The following is a 20,194-nucleotide window of genomic DNA, read 5'->3' as shown; positions in this document are numbered from 1 at the left end:
CCATAGCATCTCCTTTTTCACATCGGTTTAAACTTACTTAGTGTAAGAAGAAGCGATGTTGTCGATACGCTCGTTAGCGCGCATAGCTTCAGCTTTCGCTTGGTCAGCACTCATTTGAGCTGACTTGATGTCGCCACTCAAAGAGCTTTGCTCTGCTCGAAGAGCTGCAACTTCGTTAGATAGTGCATCAACTTTGTCGCTTAGAGATTGTACGTTGTTTTCTAAAGCGGTAGTGTTTGAAGAACAACCCGCTAGTAAAATGGTAGAAGCAATAGCGCCTGCAACTAAAAACTTATTCATGGTAAGTCCGTCCTTTATGTTCAAGTCTAACGAATGATATCAATCGTCAATTCGTATTAAGCAAAGCCATTCACTGCGTTGAGTGAGCCGCTGATATGATTATGGCTCAATATTATTAAGCTGCAAGCCCTAGATAGTAAAAGTAAAAGAAAAATAGGGTGATAACAGGGATTTAAGTTATTTTGTTAACATTTTCGCAACAAAAGATGTCGCCTAGTAGGGACATTTCAGGATTATTGCTAGCCTGCTGTTAGTTAATGCTTTTACATTGTTTATTAGAGCGCTGCTTAATATGTTGGTATTCCGCCTTGCGGTTGTCTGCACTTTGGTAACGTTTGGGTAAACTTAACACCACGATAAGGTAGTCCCCCTTAGCTTGTTGCTCTTCTATAGAGAGTGCCAAAAACTCTTGCTGACTGACTGCAACCACTGAGCTTATTTTTGAATTTGGTAAACGTTGTTGCACCCGTGAGTAGGTGCCTTGTTTTTGTTCGATATGAAAATTACCCACAATGTGCATGACTTGTTGGTTCTCTTCATTGCCAAAGTGAGCGGCAATAGACTCAGCCATGGTCTCGTCCCAGGCTAACATGGCTAGAAAATGATTTTGGCTTTGTTGGCTGTCGCCATGATGAGCATTTCCAAATAAGCGTTGCTGGTAAGCGGGATCATCTACGGTAAATTCTTGGCTCAACAAAAGGCGCTGCTCCGAGTCTAGCGTGTCTAAATAGGCCAAACCCTCGTTACCTATACAAGTCACATGCGCTTTAGGGGCGTTGGCGGCAATAACGTTTAAGTGCTTAGCCTTCGAGAATTCAACTAAGGGCCGATAATCGGAACGGTAATTTGGCCAAGCGTTAGTTTGCTTAATCAACCATTCTTCACCGATCTCATTGTTTAAATACTCGTTTACTAAAGCTTGTTGGCTACGATCAAATTGTTCCAAAGATAAGCTTAATTGATGGTGTTGCGCATGCAGAGATTGGAATAAACGTAACTGTGCTAAATGGATCCCTGGGTGACTATGGTACTCACCAAATAACACCACATTTGAATCTGCAAGCAAACTGGCTAGTGTTTCAGTATCGTTGAGAACTTGCTGAGCATGTGGGTCAAAAAGGAGGTAATCATAATAAGTCTCTAACGGGGCAGCGATGCTCGCTTGTTGAAGACCAGTGTTTGGTTGGCTAGTACTGCAGGCCGTTAAGCTGACCAAGATAAACAGTAAACTTGAAAGACGAAATAACATAGGGGTCAATACTCTAAATGTAGATGATAATCATTATCATCTTAGCCTTTATTAAACCTAAAAGTAATGCTTAAATTAACGTGAATTTATTTCATAAAGATCAAAGCAGGCGGTGAGAGAATTGCAAACAGGTGCCTTAACACTCACTATCTCACTTCGATGCGCCATACGGGGTTTATGTTAAGTTTATGCTATCAAGGTAAACCTAGAGCTTAAAATTTTGCTGTGATCTGAAAAGGACTCAGGTTAGAATGCGCCTTCGAAAAATCACCCACCAACATGTAACAAAAGAGTCAGGAGATACTGATGTTAAAGCGTGATATGAATATCGCCGATTACGATGCCGAGTTATGGCAAGCCATTACTAAAGAAGAAGTTCGCCAAGAAGAGCACATTGAGCTGATTGCTTCTGAGAACTACGCCAGCCCACGGGTAATGGAAGCGCAAGGTTCTTACCTTACTAATAAGTACGCCGAAGGGTACCCTGGCAAGCGTTACTATGGTGGTTGTGAGTATGTAGACCAAGCTGAAGTACTTGCTATTGAGCGTGCTAAACAGCTATTTGGTGCAGACTACGCAAACGTGCAACCTCATGCAGGTTCACAAGCTAACTCAGCTGTTTTTATGGCATTACTAAATGCTGGTGACACTGTGCTAGGCATGAGCCTTGCTCATGGCGGTCACTTAACTCACGGTGCCAGCGTAAGCTTCTCAGGTAAAATCTATAATGCTGTTCAGTACGGAATTAATCCGGAAACTGGCGAGCTAGATTACGCTGAAGTTGAAAAGCTAGCTAAAGAACACAAACCAAAAATGATTATTGCTGGTTTCTCAGCATACTCAGGTGTGGTTGACTGGCAGCGTTTTCGCGATATCGCTGACGAAGTAGGTGCTTACCTATTTGTTGATATGGCACACATTGCTGGTTTAGTGGCTGCAGGTTTATACCCAAACCCAGTTCCTATTGCAGACGTAGTGACTACCACTACGCATAAAACCTTAGCTGGCCCACGTGGCGGTTTGATTTTGGCTCGTGCTAACGAAGTTATCGAGAAAAAATTAAACTCTGCAGTATTCCCTGGCGGCCAAGGCGGTCCTTTAATGCATGTTATTGCAGCTAAAGCAGTAGCTTTTAAAGAAGCTATGGAGCCTGAGTTTAAGCAATACCAACAAGCGGTATTGGATAACGCAAAAGCGATGGTGGCGGTGCTACAAGAGCGTGGTTACAAAATTGTATCTAACGGTACTGAAAACCACTTGTTCTTAGTTGACCTTATCGACAAAGACATTACTGGTAAAGACGCTGACGCAGCACTAGGCCGCGCCAACATCACTGTTAACAAGAACTCGGTTCCAAACGATCCTCGTTCACCATTTGTGACCAGTGGTTTGCGTATCGGTACGCCTGCGATTACCCGTCGTGGTTTAGATGTAGCTGCTGCTAAAGACTTAGCGGGCTGGATCTGTGATGTACTAGATAATTTACAAGATGATGCAGTTATCGAACGTGTTAAAGGCCAAGTGTTAGAACTTTGCCAGCGTTTCCCGGTCTATGCTTAAGTAAGCAATCTATAGTCAGGGACTGACAAGATAAATGAAAGGAGGCTTATGGCCTCCTTTTTTGTATCTGTTTTTTAGTCCAACTTAGGATTTCTACGGGCTAAATGTGAATAGGAACACAAACCAAGGAGGGATAGTTTAGATCTACGCTTAACAAACATGCAGTTGGTATTGTTTTTGCTGAGTTTTTAGATCTAATTGATAAGTCAAATTACCAGCATTGTTGGTAGTTTCAAAAGAGAGAGAATAACAATGGACATGAATCCAGTGGCCAGCGCAAAAAGAATGGTTTTTCTACAGTTTGTAATTTGGGGAAGCTTTATGCTGTTAATCATTGCTCAATAGCGATGACTACACAGTGTTATGGGCAAAGGATTTGCCTGCTGTTTGCTCAATAGTACCTTGATGCAGCACTAAGCGCTTGCCCTGATTTAAATGGGTAGTACAGGCGACCCTTAGTAATGAAGTGAAATTGCCCACTTTGCCTTCTCGCTGCAAAACTTCATGGTAAATTTGGGTTAGAAAACCAGCTAGGCTCAGTTCCGCTTCATCGGCTATTTGCTCTAAAAGCTGCCAGAAAATCGCTTCTAAACGAACACTCGTGACCACACCGTCTAAACGCACCGAACGCGACTTTAACTCAAATAATTCGGCTTCAGTACCTGAATAGATCTCACACATAACAAATCTCACCATGATTAGATCGAAGTCTAATCATGGTACAAAACGTCAAAACTTGCTCTTTCACTTAGGTTATTTTAACAATGCGTTAAATTGAGCTAGCCATTGAGGATGGGCGGGCCATGCGGGGGCGGTGACCAAGTTTCCGTCTGTTATTGCTTGGTCTACGGCAATATCAGCATAGTCGCCGCCGGCTGCGGTTACTTCTGGCGCACAAGCAGGGTAGGCAGAAATGTGTCTGCCAGAGGCAATACCTGCCGCCGTTAACAACTGGGCACCATGGCATACCGCCGCTATGGGTTGCTGCTTATTGGCAAAGATTTTGATGATCTCTAGCACTTGAGGGTTTAAGCGCAGGTATTCAGGCGCACGGCCGCCAGGCAACAATAGTGCGTCAAAATCATCGGCAACTATTTCATCAAAGCTGCCGTTAAGAGTAAAATTGTGCCCTGGCTTTTCGCTGTAAGTTTGGTCACCTTCAAAATCGTGAATCGCGGTTTTTATCTGCTCACCTGATTGCTTTTCTGGGCAAACGGCAACAACATTATGCCCTACCATTTGTAGCGCTTGAAACGGCACCATCAATTCATAATCTTCAACAAAATCGCCCGCAATAATAAGTACTTTAGCCATCACTCTAACCTTAACAATTTGTTTACATTTCAATGGCAGGATAAGGGCTAGCAGAGTGTAAGGGGTAGTAATTGGTTACTACATTACACTTGGGGATCAACGGAACTAATAAAAGTCTATTTCATTCAACAGTTTATATATGGCTATTTGGGATTATAATTTTTAGATATTTAAAGCAAACTGAGCGTTGGTCTTCGCTTTTCACTTATTAAAAAGACAGTGCTAATGAAATGTTACTTGCTGTAAAGCTCTCGTCCATTAATCCTTAAGTTTTCAGCGCTTAAGTTTTTACTGATCTGTACCTTGGCCTGTTAAGCAGATAAAATCGTTACATATCTGACTAAAGGAACACCCATGCACTGTCCATTTTGCTCCGCCCATGAAACTAAGGTTATTGACTCACGTCTAGTGGCTGATGGCCATCAGGTGAGAAGACGCCGTGAGTGTTCAGAGTGCCATGAGCGCTTTACTTCATTTGAGTTAGCAGAATTGGTCATGCCTCGAGTCATTAAAGGCAATGGGATAAGAGAACCTTTTAACGAAGAGAAAATGCGAGCAGGCATGATGCGAGCGTTAGAGAAGCGTCCGGTGAGTGTTGACCAAGTTGAGCAGTCAGTAAATAAAATTAAGTCTCAACTTCGCGCCACCGGCGAACGTGAAGTTGAAACCAAGTTCATTGGTAAGATTGTGATGGAGCAGCTAATTAGCCTCGATAAAGTGGCTTATGTGCGCTTTGCTTCGGTATACCACTCCTTTGAAGACATTAAAGAGTTTAGTGACGAAATTGCAAAATTGGAAAAATAAGTGAGTTTTAGCCCTCAAGATTGCCAATATATGGCAAAAGCGCTACGCCTTGCTGAGTTAGGAACTTACACTACCGCGCCTAATCCAAATGTCGGTTGTGTACTGGTGAAAAATGGCCAGATTATTGGTGAAGGTTATCATCAAAAGGCTGGTGAAGGGCATGCCGAAGTTAACGCGGTAATAAAGGCTAAAGAAACTGGTCATAGCGTAGTGGGTGCACTTGCCTATGTCACCCTAGAGCCTTGCAGCCACGTAGGCCGAACACCCGCTTGCGCAAGCATGTTGATAGAAGAGCAAGTCGCCGAAGTGATTATTGCGATGGTTGACCCTAATCCGCAAGTCGCTGGTCGAGGCATTGGTATGTTAGAACAGGCGGGCATTAAAGTTCGCACTGGCTTAATGGAATCAGCGGCGAGGGCGCTAAACCCTGGCTTTTTATGCCGAGTGGAACGTAAGCGCCCATTTGTACGTTTAAAGCTGGCTGGCTCGATAGATGCCAAAACCGCTTTATCGAATGGCGAAAGTAAGTGGATTACTTCTTCTTATTCACGGAGTGATGTTCAACGTGAACGCGCTCGCAGCCATGCTATTTTGTCTACCGCTACCACTGTGCTTAGAGATAACGCGAGTTTAAATGTTCGCCATAATGAGTTAGGTAGTTTAACCCACCAACTAGAGCAACAGAGCTTACGCCAGCCATTGCGTATAGTGGTGGATCGTCAGCAACGTTTATCTGCGGCTTCTCAATCTTTAAACATATTCAAACATCCCAAGTCACTGTGGCTAGCGGGAACCCAACTTCAGCCGCAAGTAGCCGCTGATAAGCAATTTATCATAAGTGATTCAGACCAGAGCTTGAGTGAGTTGATGCAACAGCTAGCGGAAGCTGAAATCAACGATGTGTGGGTGGAAGCAGGAGCAAATTTTGCGGCCGCACTGATTAAAGCAAAGCTGGTCGATGAGCTAATTTGTTATCAAGCAGGTAAGTTGATGGGCGCCGATGCGCAAAGCTTAATAGGCCTAGAGGGTTTTACTGAGATGAATCAGTTAAATTCTTGGCAATGCCTTGAAACCCGCCGCGTAGGCCCCGACATTAAAACTATCTGGATCCCACAAGCAAAGGGTGCATAATAATGTTTACTGGAATTATCGAAGCCCTTGGCATTATCAAGAGCATTGAAAAGCGCAGCGGAGACGTGCGTTTACATATCGCCTGTTCCAGTTTAGACATGGCTGATGTGCATCTGGGCGACAGTATCGCCGTAAATGGTATTTGCTTAACAGTCGTTGAATTTGGTAGTGATTACTTTTGCGCCGATGTTTCCACCGAAACTCTTAGTTTAACCTCTTTGGCTAAATGTAAGCAGGGCGATAAGGTGAACCTAGAAAAAGCCATGCTCGCCACAAATCGTTTTGGCGGCCATATCGTTAGCGGCCACGTAGATGGCTTAGCGGAAGTGGTGACTATTAGCCCTAGTGCTAGGGCAGTAAACATTTGGTTAAAAGTTCCTAACGAGCTGGCTCGCTATATTGCTCATAAAGGCTCAATAACCGTAGATGGGATTAGTCTTACGGTAAATGAAGTTCAACAACAGCAGCTGCGTTTAACCATTATCCCCCACACCGCAGAGCAAACGACTATCTCGCAATGGGCGCCAGGGCAAAAAATTAACCTAGAGGTTGATGTGATTGCCCGTTATGTTGAGCGCCTAATCGGCTATGCTGAAGAGAGTAAAAACGAATCAAACATCAATACTGCATTTTTGGCGCAACATGGCTTTTTAAAGTAGCCAGTAGCAATAATGAAATGCACTAATAACTATAAATAACACCCCTTAGGTAAGAAAGGTTTTGCTATGTCACTAAGCAGTATCGAAGAAATTATTGAAGATTTACGCCATGGCAAGATGGTAGTACTCATGGACGATGAAGATCGCGAGAATGAAGGCGATTTAATCATGGCTGCTGATATGGTGACGCCTGAAGCCATTAACTTTATGGCCACCTATGGGCGTGGTCTGATTTGTTTACCAATGACCAGAGAGCGCTGCCAGCAACTTAAGTTGCCGTTAATGGTGGATGTAAATACCGAGCAATTTGCCACTAATTTCACGGTGTCTATAGAAGCCGCTCAAGGCGTCACTACAGGTATTTCTGCTGCTGATCGCTCACGCACCGTTCAAGCGGCTGTTGCTCGCGATGCAAAACCTAGTGACATTGTTATGCCTGGGCATATTTTCCCGTTAATGGCACAAGAAGGCGGAGTACTAACGCGTGCTGGTCACACCGAGGCCGGAACTGATTTAGCCCGTTTGGCTGGGCGCGAACCTGCCGCAGTGATTGTTGAAATTCTTAACCAAGATGGCACCATGGCGCGTCGCCCCGATCTAGAAGTGTTCTGTAAAGAACACGACTTAAAAATGGGCACAATTGCAGACCTTATTGAATACCGCAATAACAATGAAACCACCATTGAGCGAGTGGCAGAATGTAAAATGCCTAGCTGTCATGGTGATTTTAAGCTGATTACTTACCGCGATACTATCGACGAGAAAGTACACTTTGTGATGCAAGCTGGTGAGGTTAAAGAAGACCAAGCCACTTTGGTTCGTGTGCACTTGCACAATACCTTTAGTGACCTATTAGGCAGTGACCGAGCCGGAAAAATGAGCTGGCCGCTGGATAAAGCATTAGAAAAGATCGCTAATGAAAATGGTGTTTTGGTGTTGTTAAGTACCGACGACGATGCTGAAAACTTGATTGAACAAGTCAAAGCCTTCGCGTTGCAGGACCGTGGCGAAACACCACCACAAAAGCGTCAGCAAAGTGCCTCTCGCACCGTGGGTGTAGGCTCTCAAATATTGGCTGATTTAGGTGTGAGTAAAATGCGTTTGTTAAGCTCTCCGAAACGTTATCACGCGCTTTCTGGCTTTGGTCTTGAAGTTGTTGAGTACATTGACCAGGAATAATTTCCGATGCGCTTTGGCGTAAAATTAAATTAAGGGTCTATCACTTTAGTTGTGCTAGAATGGCGCGATTTTTTTGATGGACTCAAAGAATAGGCAGAACAACCATGAAAGTAATTGAAGCAAACTTGGCGACTCCAAACGCTAAAGTAGCCATTGTTATCGCCCGTTTTAATAGCTTTATTAATGAAAGCTTATTATCTGGTGCCGTAGACACGCTAACCCGTCAAGGCGGTGTAAGCGATGACAACATCACTGTTGTTCGTGTGCCTGGTGCGGTAGAGATTCCGCTAGCAGCTAAGCGTATTGCAGCGTCTAAAAAATACGATGCTATTATTGCTTTAGGTACGGTAATTCGTGGTGGAACTTACCACTTTGAATTGGTAGCTAATGAATGCCACAAAGGTTTAGCGCAAGTGATGATGGAGTACGATATTCCAGTAACATTTGGTGTGCTAACCACTGAGTCTATTGAGCAAGCGATTGAACGCGCTGGCACTAAAATGGGTAATAAAGGTACCGAAGCCGCCCTAAGCGCTTTGGAAATGATTAACTTAGTTAATCAGATAGAAGTTTAATTTGAGGAATTCTCTGTGAAACCAGCTGCACGTCGTAAAGCTAGGCAATTTGCTACCCAAGCAATTTATCAATGGCAAGTGACCAAGGACAGCGTTGCTAACATCGAACATCAGTTCTTAACCGAACAAGACATGAGTAAGGCTGATGTTCCTTATTTTTCTACTTTAATTTCTGGTGTAGTGGCTAACCATGAAAAACTAGATAAAGCGATGAGCTCTTCGTTGTCGCGTAAGTTAGAAGAATTAGACATCGTTGAGCATGCGATTTTATTAATCGGTGTTTATGAGTTATTGATGGTGACTGACGTTCCGCCAAAAGTTGTCATTAATGAAGCCATTGAACTGGCTAAATCATTTGCTGCTGAAGATAGCCACAAGTTTGTGAATGGTGTACTAGATAAAGTTCTACGCTTACAGCAGTTTAAGTCTTAATTAATGTCGTCTCAGCCGTCACTGGGTGAATTCGATATTATCGACAAATACTTCCAGAAAAGCGCGCCTCGCCAAGATGTAATTCTTGGCGTAGGTGACGATGCTGCGGTAGTTGCCTTACCCGATAATAGTCACATTGCCATTTCAACCGATACCCTGGTTGAAGGCGTGCATTTTTTTGCCGATATTCCCCCACGCGCTTTAGGGCACAAAGCATTGGCTGTTAACCTTAGCGATATGGCCGCCATGGGGGCAGAACCGCGCTGGGTGACTTTGGCGATTACCTTACCCGAAATAAATGAAGCGTGGCTGGCCCAATTTAGCAAAGGCTTTTACGACTTAGCCGAGTACTTTAATGTGAGCCTGATTGGAGGTGATACCACCAAAGGTCCGCTTAGCATTACTGTTACGGTGCATGGAGTGGTGCCGCATGGCAAAGCGCTGCGTCGAGATGGGGCTAAACCAGGTGATTGGATCTATGTGACCGGTAACTTGGGGGATTCGGGTTTGGCCTTAGCGCATTTACAAAATCAGCTGAGCTTAAGTCCGCAGCAATTGGAGTTGAGTTTAAAGCAGCACTATTTCCCTCAGCCGCGGGTATTAGCCGGTTATGGACTACGCGATATTGCTTCTGCCACTATCGATATTTCTGATGGTTTATACAACGATTTAGGCCACATCTTAAGAAAAAGCAGTTGTTCAGCGACTTTAAAACTTGAGCAATTACCTTTATCTGAAACCATGAACGAAGCCGTAAGTATTGACCAAAGCATTGCTTTTGCCTTAAACGGTGGAGAAGACTACGAGTTGTGCTTTACCGTGCCGGAATCTAATAAAGGCTCGGTGGATACTTCGCTATCGTTTAGCGGCATACAATATACTTGTATTGGTCAGTTAGCGCCGGGTAAGGGCGAAATAAAATTACAATATAAAGACAAGCCTTATCAGCTAGATCAAGCTGGTTGGGACCATTTCGTATAAGCAAGCTATTCACGAGAACCAATAATGGATAAGGCTTTAGCCCGTTTAAATTTGCGTAACCCCTTACATTTGTGTGCGGTTGGTTTTGGTAGCGGCTTAGCCCCTAAAGCGCCAGGCACTTTTGGCACTGTAGCAGCTATTCCCCTCTATTTACTGCTCGCACCGTTATCGTCATGGTTGTATATCACTTTGGTTGTGTTGAGCTTTATATTTGGCGTGTGGTGTTGTCAAAAAGCCAGTGACGCTATGGGGGTTCATGATCACGGCGGCATAGTGTGGGATGAGTTCGTTGGTTACTGGATTACAATGTTTATGGTGCCCTTGTCACCGCTGAATGTATTGCTTGGTTTTGTGCTATTTCGCTTTTTTGATGTATTAAAGCCCTGGCCGATTAAAGTTTTAGATAAAAAAGTTCACGGCGGCTTTGGTATAATGATAGACGACGTATTAGCTGGCGTTTTTGCCGCCATCTGTTTGCAAGTTGTGCTGTTTGTTCTCGCTTAATTAATCAAATTCTCTAGTTCCTGAATTCTACTGCCCCTCAATCTAGTTGAATCTGCTTATGTAAATCACGCATAAGCTTATTCTTTTCTGCATAAATATGACAATATATCGACTTCCTAATCACTTTAACTGGCTCGGCTTTGATTTGGTTTATAAAATGCTGTTTATGCTATTTACAGTGGCAGATAAAAATACTAGTTTATTACGGGCAAAAAGCGGATCAGGCTTGTTTAGGTCTTACTCAGTTCACAAATGTTGGTGTAATACCGACAATTTGCAGAACAGGGTCTAGATTTATCAAGAACAATAATTATTAGTCTATTCGCAAACACACCGGAAATGCGGCCATAACGGCGGCATACATGACAAGATGTCACACGGAGAATCATAATGAAAAAAGGATTAGCTAAGCTGTCTATCGCACTTGTAGCAAGTGCAATAGCGATGAGCGCGCAAGCTAAAACACAAACGTTTGTCTTCTGTTCAGAAGGCAGCCCAGAAGGTTTTAACCCAAGTTTATACACTGCAGGCACCACATTTGATGCGTCTTCTAAGACCATCTTCAACCGTTTGGTTGAGTTTGAAGTAGGTACAACCAATGTTGTTCCTGGCCTAGCTGAATCTTGGGACGTGTCTGAAGACGGCCTTGAGTATACTTTCCACTTACGCAAAGGCGTAAAATTCCATACTCAAAAGAAAGGCTTCAAACCTTCTCGCGACTTTAATGCTGATGACGTATTGTTCACCTTTGAACGTCAAGATGATCCAGAACATCCTTACCACAAAGTGTCTGGTGGTTCTTACGAGTACTACAGCGGCATGGGCATGAACGAGCTTGTGAAAGATATCGTTAAAGTTGACGATTACACCGTAAAGTTTGTATTAAGCAAGCCAGAAGCGCCATTCATCGCTAACATGGCAATGGACTTTGCATCGGTATTTTCAGCTGAGCAAGCCGACGCGATGCTAGCCGCAGGTACGCCAGAGAAATTAGACTTAGACCCGGTGGGCACAGGTCCTTTCCAAAAAGTACAATACCAAAAAGATTCAATCATTCGTTACGTTGGTAATGCTAACTACTGGCAAGGCGCTCCAGCCATTGACCGTTTAGTATTCTCAATTACACCGGATGCTTCAGTACGCTATGCCAAGCTTAAAGCGGGCGAGTGTCATGTAATGCCTTATCCAAACCCTGCTGACGTTGAGCAAATGCAAAAAGATGCCGACATCAACTTGCTTAGCCAAGAAGGTTTGAACGTTGGTTACTTGGCGTTTAACACTCAAAAAGCACCGTTTGATAACGTTAAAGTGCGTCAAGCATTGAGCCTTGCTGTTAACAAGCAAGCCATTATTGATGCGGTTTTCCAGGGCAGCGGCAAAATTGCTAAAAACCCAATTCCACCAACAATGTGGTCTTACAACGAGAAAACTGTTGATTACGCTTACGATCCTGTAAAAGCCAAAGCTTTATTAGCTGAAGCGGGCATTACTGATCTTAAGACCAATATCTGGGCTATGCCGGTTCAGCGTCCTTACAACCCTAACGCACGTCGTATGGCTGAAGTAATTCAAGCTGATTGGGCCAAAGTAGGTGTAACCGCGGAGATTGTTAGCTACGAATGGGGTGAGTACCTTAAGCGTTCTAAGCAAGGCGAGCACGACACAGTATTATTAGGTTGGACTGGTGACAATGGTGACCCAGATAACTTCCTAAGCGTATTACTAGGTTGTGATGCTGTTGGTGGTGGTAACCGTGCTATGTGGTGTCATAAACCATTTAATGACGTGATCATGAAAGCTAAGCAGATTTCTGCTCAAGCCGAACGTGCTCCGCTATACGAAGAAGCACAGTTGATTTTCAAAGAGCAAGCTCCTTGGATCACTATCGCTCACTCAGTTGCTTACAAGCCTATTCGCAAAGAAGTTCAAGGCTTTAAGGTTGACCCTCTAGGCGGTCACCACTTCTACGGCGTGTCGCTAAAATAAACATGCTTAAGGGGCTGGCAACAGCCCCTTTCCTTCCTTCTGACACAGAGCTGTAGTTATGTTCCAGTTTATTATAAAAAAATTGATGTTGGTGATACCCACCTTCATCGGCATTACTCTTTTAACTTTCACCTTAATTCGCTTGATCCCTGGCGACCCGATTGAGGTAATGGCAGGAGAAAGAGGCGTGTCACCTGAGCGCCACGCAGCTTTGCGTGCCGAATTAGGCTTAGACCAACCGTTATTGGTCCAATATTTTGATTACGTTAAAAACATTGCGAGTGGTGATCTTGGCCGTTCATTAATTACCAAGACACCGGTAACCGAAGAATTCTTAACGCTGTTTCCCGCAACCGTGGAACTGGCGTCTTGTGCTGCTTTATTTGCCATTTTAGTGGGGCTGCCCTGTGGCATTATAGCGGCGGTGAAACGAGGGTCGGTATTCGACCACTCGGTCATGACCTTTTCCTTAACCGGCTATTCGATGCCCATATTCTGGTGGGCACTACTGTTAATGCTGGTCTTTTCAGTGAACCTAGGGATAACTCCCGTCTCCGGTAGGCTTGATGTGACTTATTGGATTGATGAAGTCACCGGTTTTATGTTGATTGACACTTTGCTGTCTGGCGAAGAGGGCGCTTTTGCTTCAGCTTTGCACCACTTAGTACTACCAAGCATTGTGCTGGGCACTATTCCAATGGCGGTTATTGCCCGTATGACCCGCTCATCTATGTTGGAAGTATTAGGCGAAGATTATATCCGTACTGCGCGCTCAAAAGGCATGGCGCCAATGCGAGTGATTGTGGTGCACGCGTTGCGTAATGCGCTTATTCCAGTAATTACCGTTATTGGTTTGCAGGTAGGTATTTTGCTCTCTGGAGCGATTTTAACCGAGACTATTTTTGCATGGCCTGGCATTGGCAAGTGGCTTATTGAGTCTATTGGTCGCCGTGATTACCCGGTAGTACAAGGCGGTATCTTAATCGTTGCCACCATCATTATTGTAGTTAATTTGCTAGTAGACATTATGTACGGCGTGGTTAATCCACGGATCCGTCATAGCAAATAACGGAGCATAATTTAATGTCAGAACAAACAACTAGCCCTGCCACGACAGGGCCTCAAGTTCAAACACCTTTGCAGGAGTTTTGGGGCTACTTTAGCCAAAACACTGGGGCGGTGATTGGCTTGGTTTTTATCATTTGTATTCTAATCGTAGCGATATTTGCCAGCGTTATTGCGCCGCATTCACCGATTGAGCAATATCGTGATGCCTTGTTACTACCTCCTGCTTGGTTAGATGGTGGCAACAGTGCTTACTTGCTGGGCACCGATGACGTAGGCCGGGACATCTTGTCTCGTCTTATCCACGGTGCGCAGTTATCACTATTTATTGGTGTGTTGGTAGTTACCCTTTCGCTAGGCCTAGGGGTAATATTGGGTTTAACCGCTGGATTTTTCCGTGGTGCAGTAGAAACTGTGATTATGCGTGCCGTAGATATCATGCTAGCAATGCCAAGTTTGTTGTTGGCTATCGCTATTGTGGCAATCTTAGGTCCAAGTATCTTCAACGCCGCCATGGCGATTGCTATTGTATCCTTGCCACACTACGTGCGTTTAACGCGTGCCTCTACTATTGCCGAACTAAACAAAGACTACGTAATATCTTCTCGCGTAGCAGGTGCTAGTTCGTTGCGTTTAATGTTCATCACTATTTTACCTAACTGTACTGCACCACTTATTGTGCAAGCGACTTTAGGTTTTTCTAACGCTATTTTAGATATGGCTGCTTTAGGCTTCTTAGGCTTAGGTGCTCAACCACCGACACCTGAATGGGGAAGCATGTTGGCGGATGCCTTACAGTTTGTGCAACGCGCCTGGTGGGTCGTAACCTTCCCTGGCCTTGTTATTCTGTTAACGGTGTTAGCCTTTAACTTAATGGGTGACGGTTTACGCGACGCACTCGACCCTAAATTGAAGCAGTAGGAGATTAGTTGTGTCTTTATTAGAAGTTAATAACCTCACTGTTGAATTTGGTGATGGCGATAATCCGTTTCGCGCGGTAGACCAAGTGGGTTACAGCGTAGAGAAAGGTGAAATTGTTGGCATTGTAGGCGAGTCTGGCTCAGGCAAGAGTGTAAGCTCACTGTCTATTATGGGCTTGATAGAATACCCAGGTAAGGTAAAAGCCGATACGCTTAAGTTTGAAGGTCAAGATTTATTGGCCATGTCAGAAAATAAGCGCCGTGCGATTACTGGTGCCGAAATCGCGATGATTTTCCAAGAACCAATGTCGAGCCTTAACCCTTGTTATACGGTTGAGTATCAAATTAGCGAAGCGCTCAAAATTCACCAAAGCGGTGATAAAAAATGGCGCCGTCAACGAGTGATTGAATTGCTTGACCAAGTGGGCATTCCTGACCCTGAATCACGTTTGAAAACTTACCCGCACCAGTTGTCTGGTGGTATGAGTCAACGCGTGATGATTGCGATGGCGATTGCTTGTGATCCTAAACTATTGATTGCTGATGAACCTACCACCGCATTAGACGTGACTATTCAGGCGCAAATTGTAGATTTGTTATTAGATCTGCAAAAGCAAAAGAACATGGGCTTGGTGTTAATTACTCACGATTTGGCATTAGTAGCAGAAGCGGCGCATCGAGTGATTGTGATGTATGCCGGCCAAGTAGTAGAGACGGGCCCGGCGGAACAGATTTTTTCTAAACCTAAACATCCCTATACTCAAGCGCTATTGCGATCGTTGCCTGAGTCATCACTGGGCAAAGACCGCCTAGATGCACTGCCAGGTGTAGTGCCAGGCGCATTTGATCGCCCGATAGGTTGTTTGCTTAATCCACGTTGCCCTTATGCCACAGAGCGTTGTCAGAAAGAACAACCCACTATGCAGGGAGAGGGCGTTCGTCAAGTGCGTTGTTTTACGCCACTTGATGAAGCAGGGAGACCAAGCGCATGAGTGACACTATTATGAAAGCGGCTGCGTTAGATTCAGAGCAACCCGCGAATCAAGAGCAAGAGTCGGTATTGTCGGTCAACGGGGTGAAAAAACATTACCACGTTAAAGCGGGCATGTTTAAGCCAGACGCTACAGTAAAAGCCCTTGACGGGGTAAGCTTTAGTCTTGCAAAGGGGAAAACTTTAGCGGTAGTAGGGGAGTCTGGTTGTGGTAAATCAACCTTGGCTCGCGTACTCACTATGATTGAAACACCTACCGCTGGTGAGTTGTGTTTTGATGGCAAAGATATCTTAAGCTTGGGTAAAGATGCCGCTAAAGCATTGCGCCAAAAAATTCAGATTATCTTCCAAAATCCTTATGGTTCACTTAACCCCCGTAAGAAGGTGGGGACCATTTTAGAAGAGCCTTTGGTCATCAATAGCGACATGAGCAAAGCTGAGCGTAAGCAAAAAGCCCTAGCGATGTTGGCCAAAGTAGGTTTACGCCCAGAGCATTATGACCGTTATCCGCATATGTTTTCTGGCGGTCAGCGTCAGCGTATCGCCATTGCTCGCGGTTTGATGCTAGACCCTAAGGTTGTGGTAGCCGATGAGCCTGTCTCCGCTTTAGACGTGTCTGTGCAAGCTCAAGTGCTAAACTTGATGATGGACCTGCAAGAAGAAATGGGCTTAAGCTACATTTTCATCTCGCATGATTTGTCGGTGGTGGAGCATATTGCCGATGAAGTGATGGTAATGTATTTGGGGAAAGCGGTTGAATACGCCTCTTGTGAAGAGTTGTTTGCTAACCCTAAACACCCATACACTCAAGCGTTGTTGTCGAGTACGCCGCGTTTAGACCCAGCTCATCGCCGCGAAAAGATTAAACTAGAGGGTGAACTGCCTTCGCCACTTAATCCGCCGCAAGGTTGTGCGTTTCATGCGCGCTGTCGTTATGCTAACGACCGCTGCCACAAAGAACAGCCAGCCTTAGTTCGCGAAACAAATGCACAAGTGGCATGTTTTGCGCGAGAAGAGGGGCGAATCGCCTAAGTATCTCGAAACCAAACAAAAAGCGGGCTTGTCCCGCTTTTTTTATTGCCTCATCCCGTGTAAGTTAGTTGGATAAACTTACCAAGGACTCTTCACGTTGGCATTGTTAGATAAAACCAAAGCTAAAATACACAAAATAGCGCTGTTATTGGTGTTAATTGTAGGCTGGGTAAATGTTTCACCAGCCAAAACCTTGGTTTGGGGAACGGCTTTTCATGCTGAGCCTAACGTAATTGTTGAGGAAGTGGATGCTAACAGTAATTTTATCAACCACTTGTTGTTCGACCCTTTGTTTTTACTTGATCAACAAGGAAGAGTCGCCCCACGCTTGGTGACCAAGTGGAAAATAATATCGCCTACTCAAATTCAGTTTGAGTTACGTAATGATGTTGTTTTTCATTCGGGAAATCCGCTTACGGCTGAAGACGTAGAGTGGACCTTTAACCGCATTCAGCAACAGCCTCACTTACAAAGTTTGTTTGCACCGATTAAGAGCTTAAAAGCTTTAAATAGTTCGCAGTTTGAAGTGCTCACCTACCGACCATTCTCAGAGTTGATTCAGCGTTTAAGTTATATATTCCCAGCAGACAAACAGTTTTATCTAGCAAACCAGGAATTAGAAAACGTCGAGATAGTCTCCTCGGTATCGGGAACCGGACCTTTTAAGTTGGCCCGTTACATACCGGGCATTGTGACCGAGTTTTCCGTCAACCCTGAATATTGGCGTAACAAGCGCAGTAATATTACGCAAATTAAAGTGGTGCCAATTGTGCAGTCTGAAATGCGCATGGCGAGCTTATTTTCTCGCGATGTGGATGTGGTAGACCATGTACCCGATAACTATGTAGAGCTGTTAAATAAAGACCCGCAACTATCGGTTATTCAGACCGAGGGTCTAAAGTGGTTGGCCATTGAATTAAATCAACGCCATCCCGCGCTGGCTAATCGGCGGGTACGCCAAGCGTTAAACTTGGCGATTGATAATGTTAGGTTAGCTGAAGTGTTGGGGCCTTACGCTTTAGCGTCTACCCAGTTAAGCATCCCTGGTCTTCCTGGTTACAATAAAGAATTGTTGCCGCGCTATAACCTATTACTGACGCATCAATTGCTGCAGCAAGCGGGTTTTGAAGATGGCTTTACGCTTACTATTGCAGTCCCCAAACAGCTATTTGGTGAGCACTCTAAAGTGGTACCGCAATTGGTGTCGATGTTGGATCGGGTCAACATCACCCTCGTTCCAGAATGGTTAGATGAACAAGAGTATCAAGCCAATATTGAAAACTGCGCAAGTGATGTGATGTTAACGCGCCGCCAAAGTGATGCTGGTGATGTATTAAGTATTGCTCGCTCTATGTTCATTGAGGATACCGGCACAAGCCCGCAAACGGCTGGTTGCTTGTCTTACCGGAATGAAAAGGTGACCCAGCTTATATTGGCTGGCGAGCAAGAGCTTGATGAAGAAAAACGCGACAAGATTATTCAATATCTTGAGCAGCAATTATACCAAGAAGCGGTGTTTGTGCCTTTATATTGGCAACGAAAGATATGGGCATTGAACCAGCGGATTAATATTGAAAATATGAATCGGGCTAGTCCATTCCCATTGTTTGAACGTTTACAGGTGTTAGATTAACGAGAAGGCTTATTGTTAAAGTCTTCGATTTTTTGTTGAATGCCTACGCTGTCTAAACCTAATAGTTGGTATATTTCATCTTGGCTACCTTGCTCAACAAAATTGTCGGGTAAGCCAATATTAAGTACTTTTACTTGGTTAAGTTGTTCAGCAAATAAAAACTCATTAACTGCAGAACCGGCGCCACCCAAAATGGCATTTTCTTCAACCGTTACAATTATCTCATGGCTCTCGACTAACTGGCGAATGCAGTCTTTGTCTAGCGGCTTAACAAAGCGCATGTCTACCAGTGTTGCATCGAGGTGTTCGGCTACAGGAGCGGCTTTACATAACAAGCTACCAAAGTTGAGAATGGCAATCTTTTTACCTTCGCGTAATACCCTGGCTTTACCAATCTCTATGGCGCTCATTGCATCGTTGATTGGCGTATTATCTGCGCCGCCACGAGGGTAGCGAACCGCAGCAGGCCCCTGATGTAAATGGCCTGTGTAGAGCATTTGCCTACATTCATCTTCGTTGGCGGGGGCCATAATTACTAAGTTAGGTACTGCTCTTAAGTAGCTTAAATCAAAAGCACCTTGGTGAGTTGGGCCGTCTGCACCAACAATGCCGGCGCGGTCGATAGCAAATAACACCGGCAAGTTTTGAATGGCTACGTCATGAATCAACTGGTCGTAGGCGCGCTGTAAAAAGGTACTGTAAATAGCCACAACTGGTTGATAGCCAGCAATGGCTAATCCAGCGGCAAAGGTCACTGCGTGCTGCTCAGCGATGGCTACGTCGAAGTATTGTTCAGGGAACTCTTTAGAAAAGCGCACCATGCCCGAACCTTCGCGCATCGCTGGGGTAATCCCCATTAGCTTTTTATCTTTGGCGGCCATGTCACATAACCAATCGCCAAATACTTTAGAGAACGTAGGCGCGGCACCTTTGCTTTTAGGTAGGTTACTTTGGCTAGGGTCAAATTTAGGCACGCCGTGGTAACCAATAGGGTCTTGTTCGGCGGGTAAATAGCCTTTCCCTTTTTTGGTCATTACATGCAAAATTTGCGGACCTTTTAAGTCTCGCATATTGCTTAATGTTCGCACTAAGCCTTTTACATCATGGCCATCAATAGGGCCAATGTAGTTAAAGCCAAATTCTTCAAATAAAGTGCCAGGTACTACCATGCCTTTAAGGTGTTCTTCAGCGCGGCGAGCTAGCTCTTTAATAGGGGGCATACCGCTGAGTACTTTCTTCCCGCCTTCACGGAGCGAAGAGTACAACGAGCCTGAAAGAATGTTTGCTAGCGAGTTATTGAGCGCGCCAACGTTTTCCGAAATCGACATCTCGTTGTCATTTAATATCACTAACATGTCGTTGTGGATTGCGCCCGCGTGGTTTAACGCTTCAAAAGCCATACCGGCGGTCATGGCGCCATCGCCAATCACGGCCACCACTTTACGGCCCTGTTGTTCTTTTTCAGCGGCTATCGCCATGCCTAAGGCTGCACCAATTGAGGTGCTAGAGTGGCCTACGCTTAATACGTCGTACTCACTTTCACCACGCCATGGGAAAGGGTGTAAACCTTTAAACTGACGAATGGTCGACATTTTTTCACGGCGACCAGTAAGAATTTTGTGCGGGTAAGCCTGATGACCAACATCCCAAACCAATTTATCAAAGGGTGTGTTGTATACGTAATGCAAGGCAACTGTGAGTTCAACTGCGCCTAAGCCTGAGGCTAAATGGCCACTCGACTGGCTAACACTGTTAAGTAGATACTGGCGAAGTTCGTCACATAGTTCGGGAAGCTGCTGTTGCTCTAGTTGGCGCAGCTGCGGAGGCAGGTCTGCAAGAGCAAGAGTTGGGTAATCTTTAATATTCAGTGTCATATAAA

The 20,194-nt window shown here is 44.7% G+C and carries 20 protein-coding genes; 15 read left to right on the top strand and 5 right to left on the bottom strand.

Going from position 1 to position 20,194, the window contains the following annotated elements; genetic code table 11:
• Positions 1–33: 33 nt before the first annotated feature.
• The gene (locus tag ACLD71_RS21340) at positions 34–300 is read right to left on the bottom strand and encodes an Lpp/OprI family alanine-zipper lipoprotein (RefSeq protein WP_016402681.1); all 267 of its coding nucleotides are present in this window, start codon (positions 298–300) and stop codon (positions 34–36) included.
• 250 nt (positions 301–550) lie between these two features.
• A complete protein-coding gene (locus ACLD71_RS21335; RefSeq protein WP_137671731.1) occupies positions 551–1,549 on the bottom strand; it encodes a ChaN family lipoprotein in 999 nt (332 codons plus the stop codon).
• A gap of 306 nt (positions 1,550–1,855) precedes the next feature.
• Between ACLD71_RS21335 and glyA the strand changes: the two genes are divergently transcribed.
• A complete protein-coding gene (gene glyA / locus ACLD71_RS21330; protein ID WP_303510939.1) occupies positions 1,856–3,109 on the top strand; it encodes a serine hydroxymethyltransferase in 1,254 nt (417 codons plus the stop codon).
• Between the two features lie 351 nt (positions 3,110–3,460).
• On the opposite strand, the gene ACLD71_RS21325 is transcribed toward glyA, so the two are convergent.
• Both ACLD71_RS21325 and ACLD71_RS21320 read right to left on the bottom strand, forming a co-directional pair.
• Positions 3,461–3,790 carry a ribbon-helix-helix domain-containing protein gene (locus tag ACLD71_RS21325; RefSeq protein ID WP_137671729.1) on the bottom strand — a complete coding sequence of 110 codons (330 nt, stop codon included), beginning with the start codon at positions 3,788–3,790 and terminating at the stop codon, positions 3,461–3,463.
• A gap of 72 nt (positions 3,791–3,862) precedes the next feature.
• Positions 3,863–4,423, bottom strand: a complete 561-nt coding sequence (locus ACLD71_RS21320) for a DJ-1/PfpI family protein (RefSeq protein WP_137671728.1) — start codon at positions 4,421–4,423, stop codon at positions 3,863–3,865.
• 354 nt (positions 4,424–4,777) lie between these two features.
• On the opposite strand from ACLD71_RS21320, the gene nrdR reads away from it, so the two are divergent.
• The 14 genes from nrdR to ACLD71_RS21250 all read left to right on the top strand — a co-directional run bounded on the left by nrdR (position 4,778) and on the right by ACLD71_RS21250 (position 18,315).
• Positions 4,778–5,227, top strand: a complete 450-nt coding sequence (gene nrdR, locus ACLD71_RS21315) for a transcriptional regulator NrdR (protein WP_137671727.1) — start codon at positions 4,778–4,780, stop codon at positions 5,225–5,227.
• Complete coding sequence (ribD, locus tag ACLD71_RS21310) at positions 5,228–6,358, top strand: bifunctional diaminohydroxyphosphoribosylaminopyrimidine deaminase/5-amino-6-(5-phosphoribosylamino)uracil reductase RibD (protein WP_411992003.1); 1,131 nt, start codon at positions 5,228–5,230, stop codon at positions 6,356–6,358.
• Between the two features lie 2 nt (positions 6,359–6,360).
• Positions 6,361–7,017 (top strand): riboflavin synthase, encoded by a 657-nt coding sequence (locus ACLD71_RS21305; RefSeq protein WP_411992002.1) that lies wholly within the window; start codon positions 6,361–6,363, stop codon positions 7,015–7,017.
• 66 nt (positions 7,018–7,083) lie between these two features.
• Positions 7,084–8,196 carry a bifunctional 3,4-dihydroxy-2-butanone-4-phosphate synthase/GTP cyclohydrolase II gene (ribBA, locus tag ACLD71_RS21300; RefSeq protein WP_411992000.1) on the top strand — a complete coding sequence of 371 codons (1,113 nt, stop codon included), beginning with the start codon at positions 7,084–7,086 and terminating at the stop codon, positions 8,194–8,196.
• A gap of 104 nt (positions 8,197–8,300) precedes the next feature.
• The gene (gene ribE, locus ACLD71_RS21295) at positions 8,301–8,771 is read left to right on the top strand and encodes a 6,7-dimethyl-8-ribityllumazine synthase (RefSeq protein WP_137671724.1); all 471 of its coding nucleotides are present in this window, start codon (positions 8,301–8,303) and stop codon (positions 8,769–8,771) included.
• A gap of 15 nt (positions 8,772–8,786) precedes the next feature.
• Positions 8,787–9,203: a transcription antitermination factor NusB gene (gene nusB / locus ACLD71_RS21290; protein WP_137671723.1), complete on the top strand. Its 417-nt coding sequence runs from the start codon at positions 8,787–8,789 to the stop codon at positions 9,201–9,203.
• A gap of 3 nt (positions 9,204–9,206) precedes the next feature.
• Positions 9,207–10,184 carry a thiamine-phosphate kinase gene (thiL, locus tag ACLD71_RS21285; RefSeq protein ID WP_137671722.1) on the top strand — a complete coding sequence of 326 codons (978 nt, stop codon included), beginning with the start codon at positions 9,207–9,209 and terminating at the stop codon, positions 10,182–10,184.
• 24 nt (positions 10,185–10,208) lie between these two features.
• Complete coding sequence (locus tag ACLD71_RS21280; protein ID WP_137671721.1) at positions 10,209–10,688, top strand: phosphatidylglycerophosphatase A; 480 nt, start codon at positions 10,209–10,211, stop codon at positions 10,686–10,688.
• Between the two features lie 390 nt (positions 10,689–11,078).
• Positions 11,079–12,674, top strand: coding sequence for an ABC transporter substrate-binding protein (locus ACLD71_RS21275; RefSeq protein ID WP_303549983.1), 1,596 nt, complete (start codon positions 11,079–11,081; stop codon positions 12,672–12,674).
• A 58-nt stretch (positions 12,675–12,732) separates the two neighbouring features.
• Positions 12,733–13,743, top strand: a complete 1,011-nt coding sequence (locus ACLD71_RS21270; protein WP_137671719.1) for an ABC transporter permease subunit — start codon at positions 12,733–12,735, stop codon at positions 13,741–13,743.
• 14 nt (positions 13,744–13,757) lie between these two features.
• Positions 13,758–14,660: a dipeptide ABC transporter permease DppC gene (gene dppC, locus ACLD71_RS21265; RefSeq protein WP_137671718.1), complete on the top strand. Its 903-nt coding sequence runs from the start codon at positions 13,758–13,760 to the stop codon at positions 14,658–14,660.
• Positions 14,661–14,670: 10 nt separating this feature from the next.
• The gene (dppD, locus tag ACLD71_RS21260) at positions 14,671–15,651 is read left to right on the top strand and encodes a dipeptide ABC transporter ATP-binding protein (protein ID WP_137671717.1); all 981 of its coding nucleotides are present in this window, start codon (positions 14,671–14,673) and stop codon (positions 15,649–15,651) included.
• Positions 15,648–16,682, top strand: coding sequence for a peptide ABC transporter ATP-binding protein (locus ACLD71_RS21255; RefSeq protein WP_174235917.1), 1,035 nt, complete (start codon positions 15,648–15,650; stop codon positions 16,680–16,682). The genes dppD and ACLD71_RS21255 overlap by 4 nt, the downstream gene beginning before the upstream one ends.
• A gap of 97 nt (positions 16,683–16,779) precedes the next feature.
• Positions 16,780–18,315 carry an ABC transporter substrate-binding protein gene (locus tag ACLD71_RS21250; protein WP_411991995.1) on the top strand — a complete coding sequence of 512 codons (1,536 nt, stop codon included), beginning with the start codon at positions 16,780–16,782 and terminating at the stop codon, positions 18,313–18,315.
• On the opposite strand, the gene dxs is transcribed toward ACLD71_RS21250, so the two are convergent.
• Positions 18,312–20,189 carry a 1-deoxy-D-xylulose-5-phosphate synthase gene (gene dxs / locus ACLD71_RS21245; RefSeq protein ID WP_411991993.1) on the bottom strand — a complete coding sequence of 626 codons (1,878 nt, stop codon included), beginning with the start codon at positions 20,187–20,189 and terminating at the stop codon, positions 18,312–18,314. The two genes, ACLD71_RS21250 and dxs, sit on opposite strands and share 4 nt — an antisense overlap.
• Positions 20,190–20,194: the final 5 nt, after the last annotated feature.

It is taken from the genome of Agarivorans sp. DSG3-1 (genome assembly GCF_046774965.1).
Classification (GTDB): domain Bacteria; phylum Pseudomonadota; class Gammaproteobacteria; order Enterobacterales; family Celerinatantimonadaceae; genus Agarivorans.
This window is presented reverse-complemented; position numbering and strand designations above follow the sequence as displayed.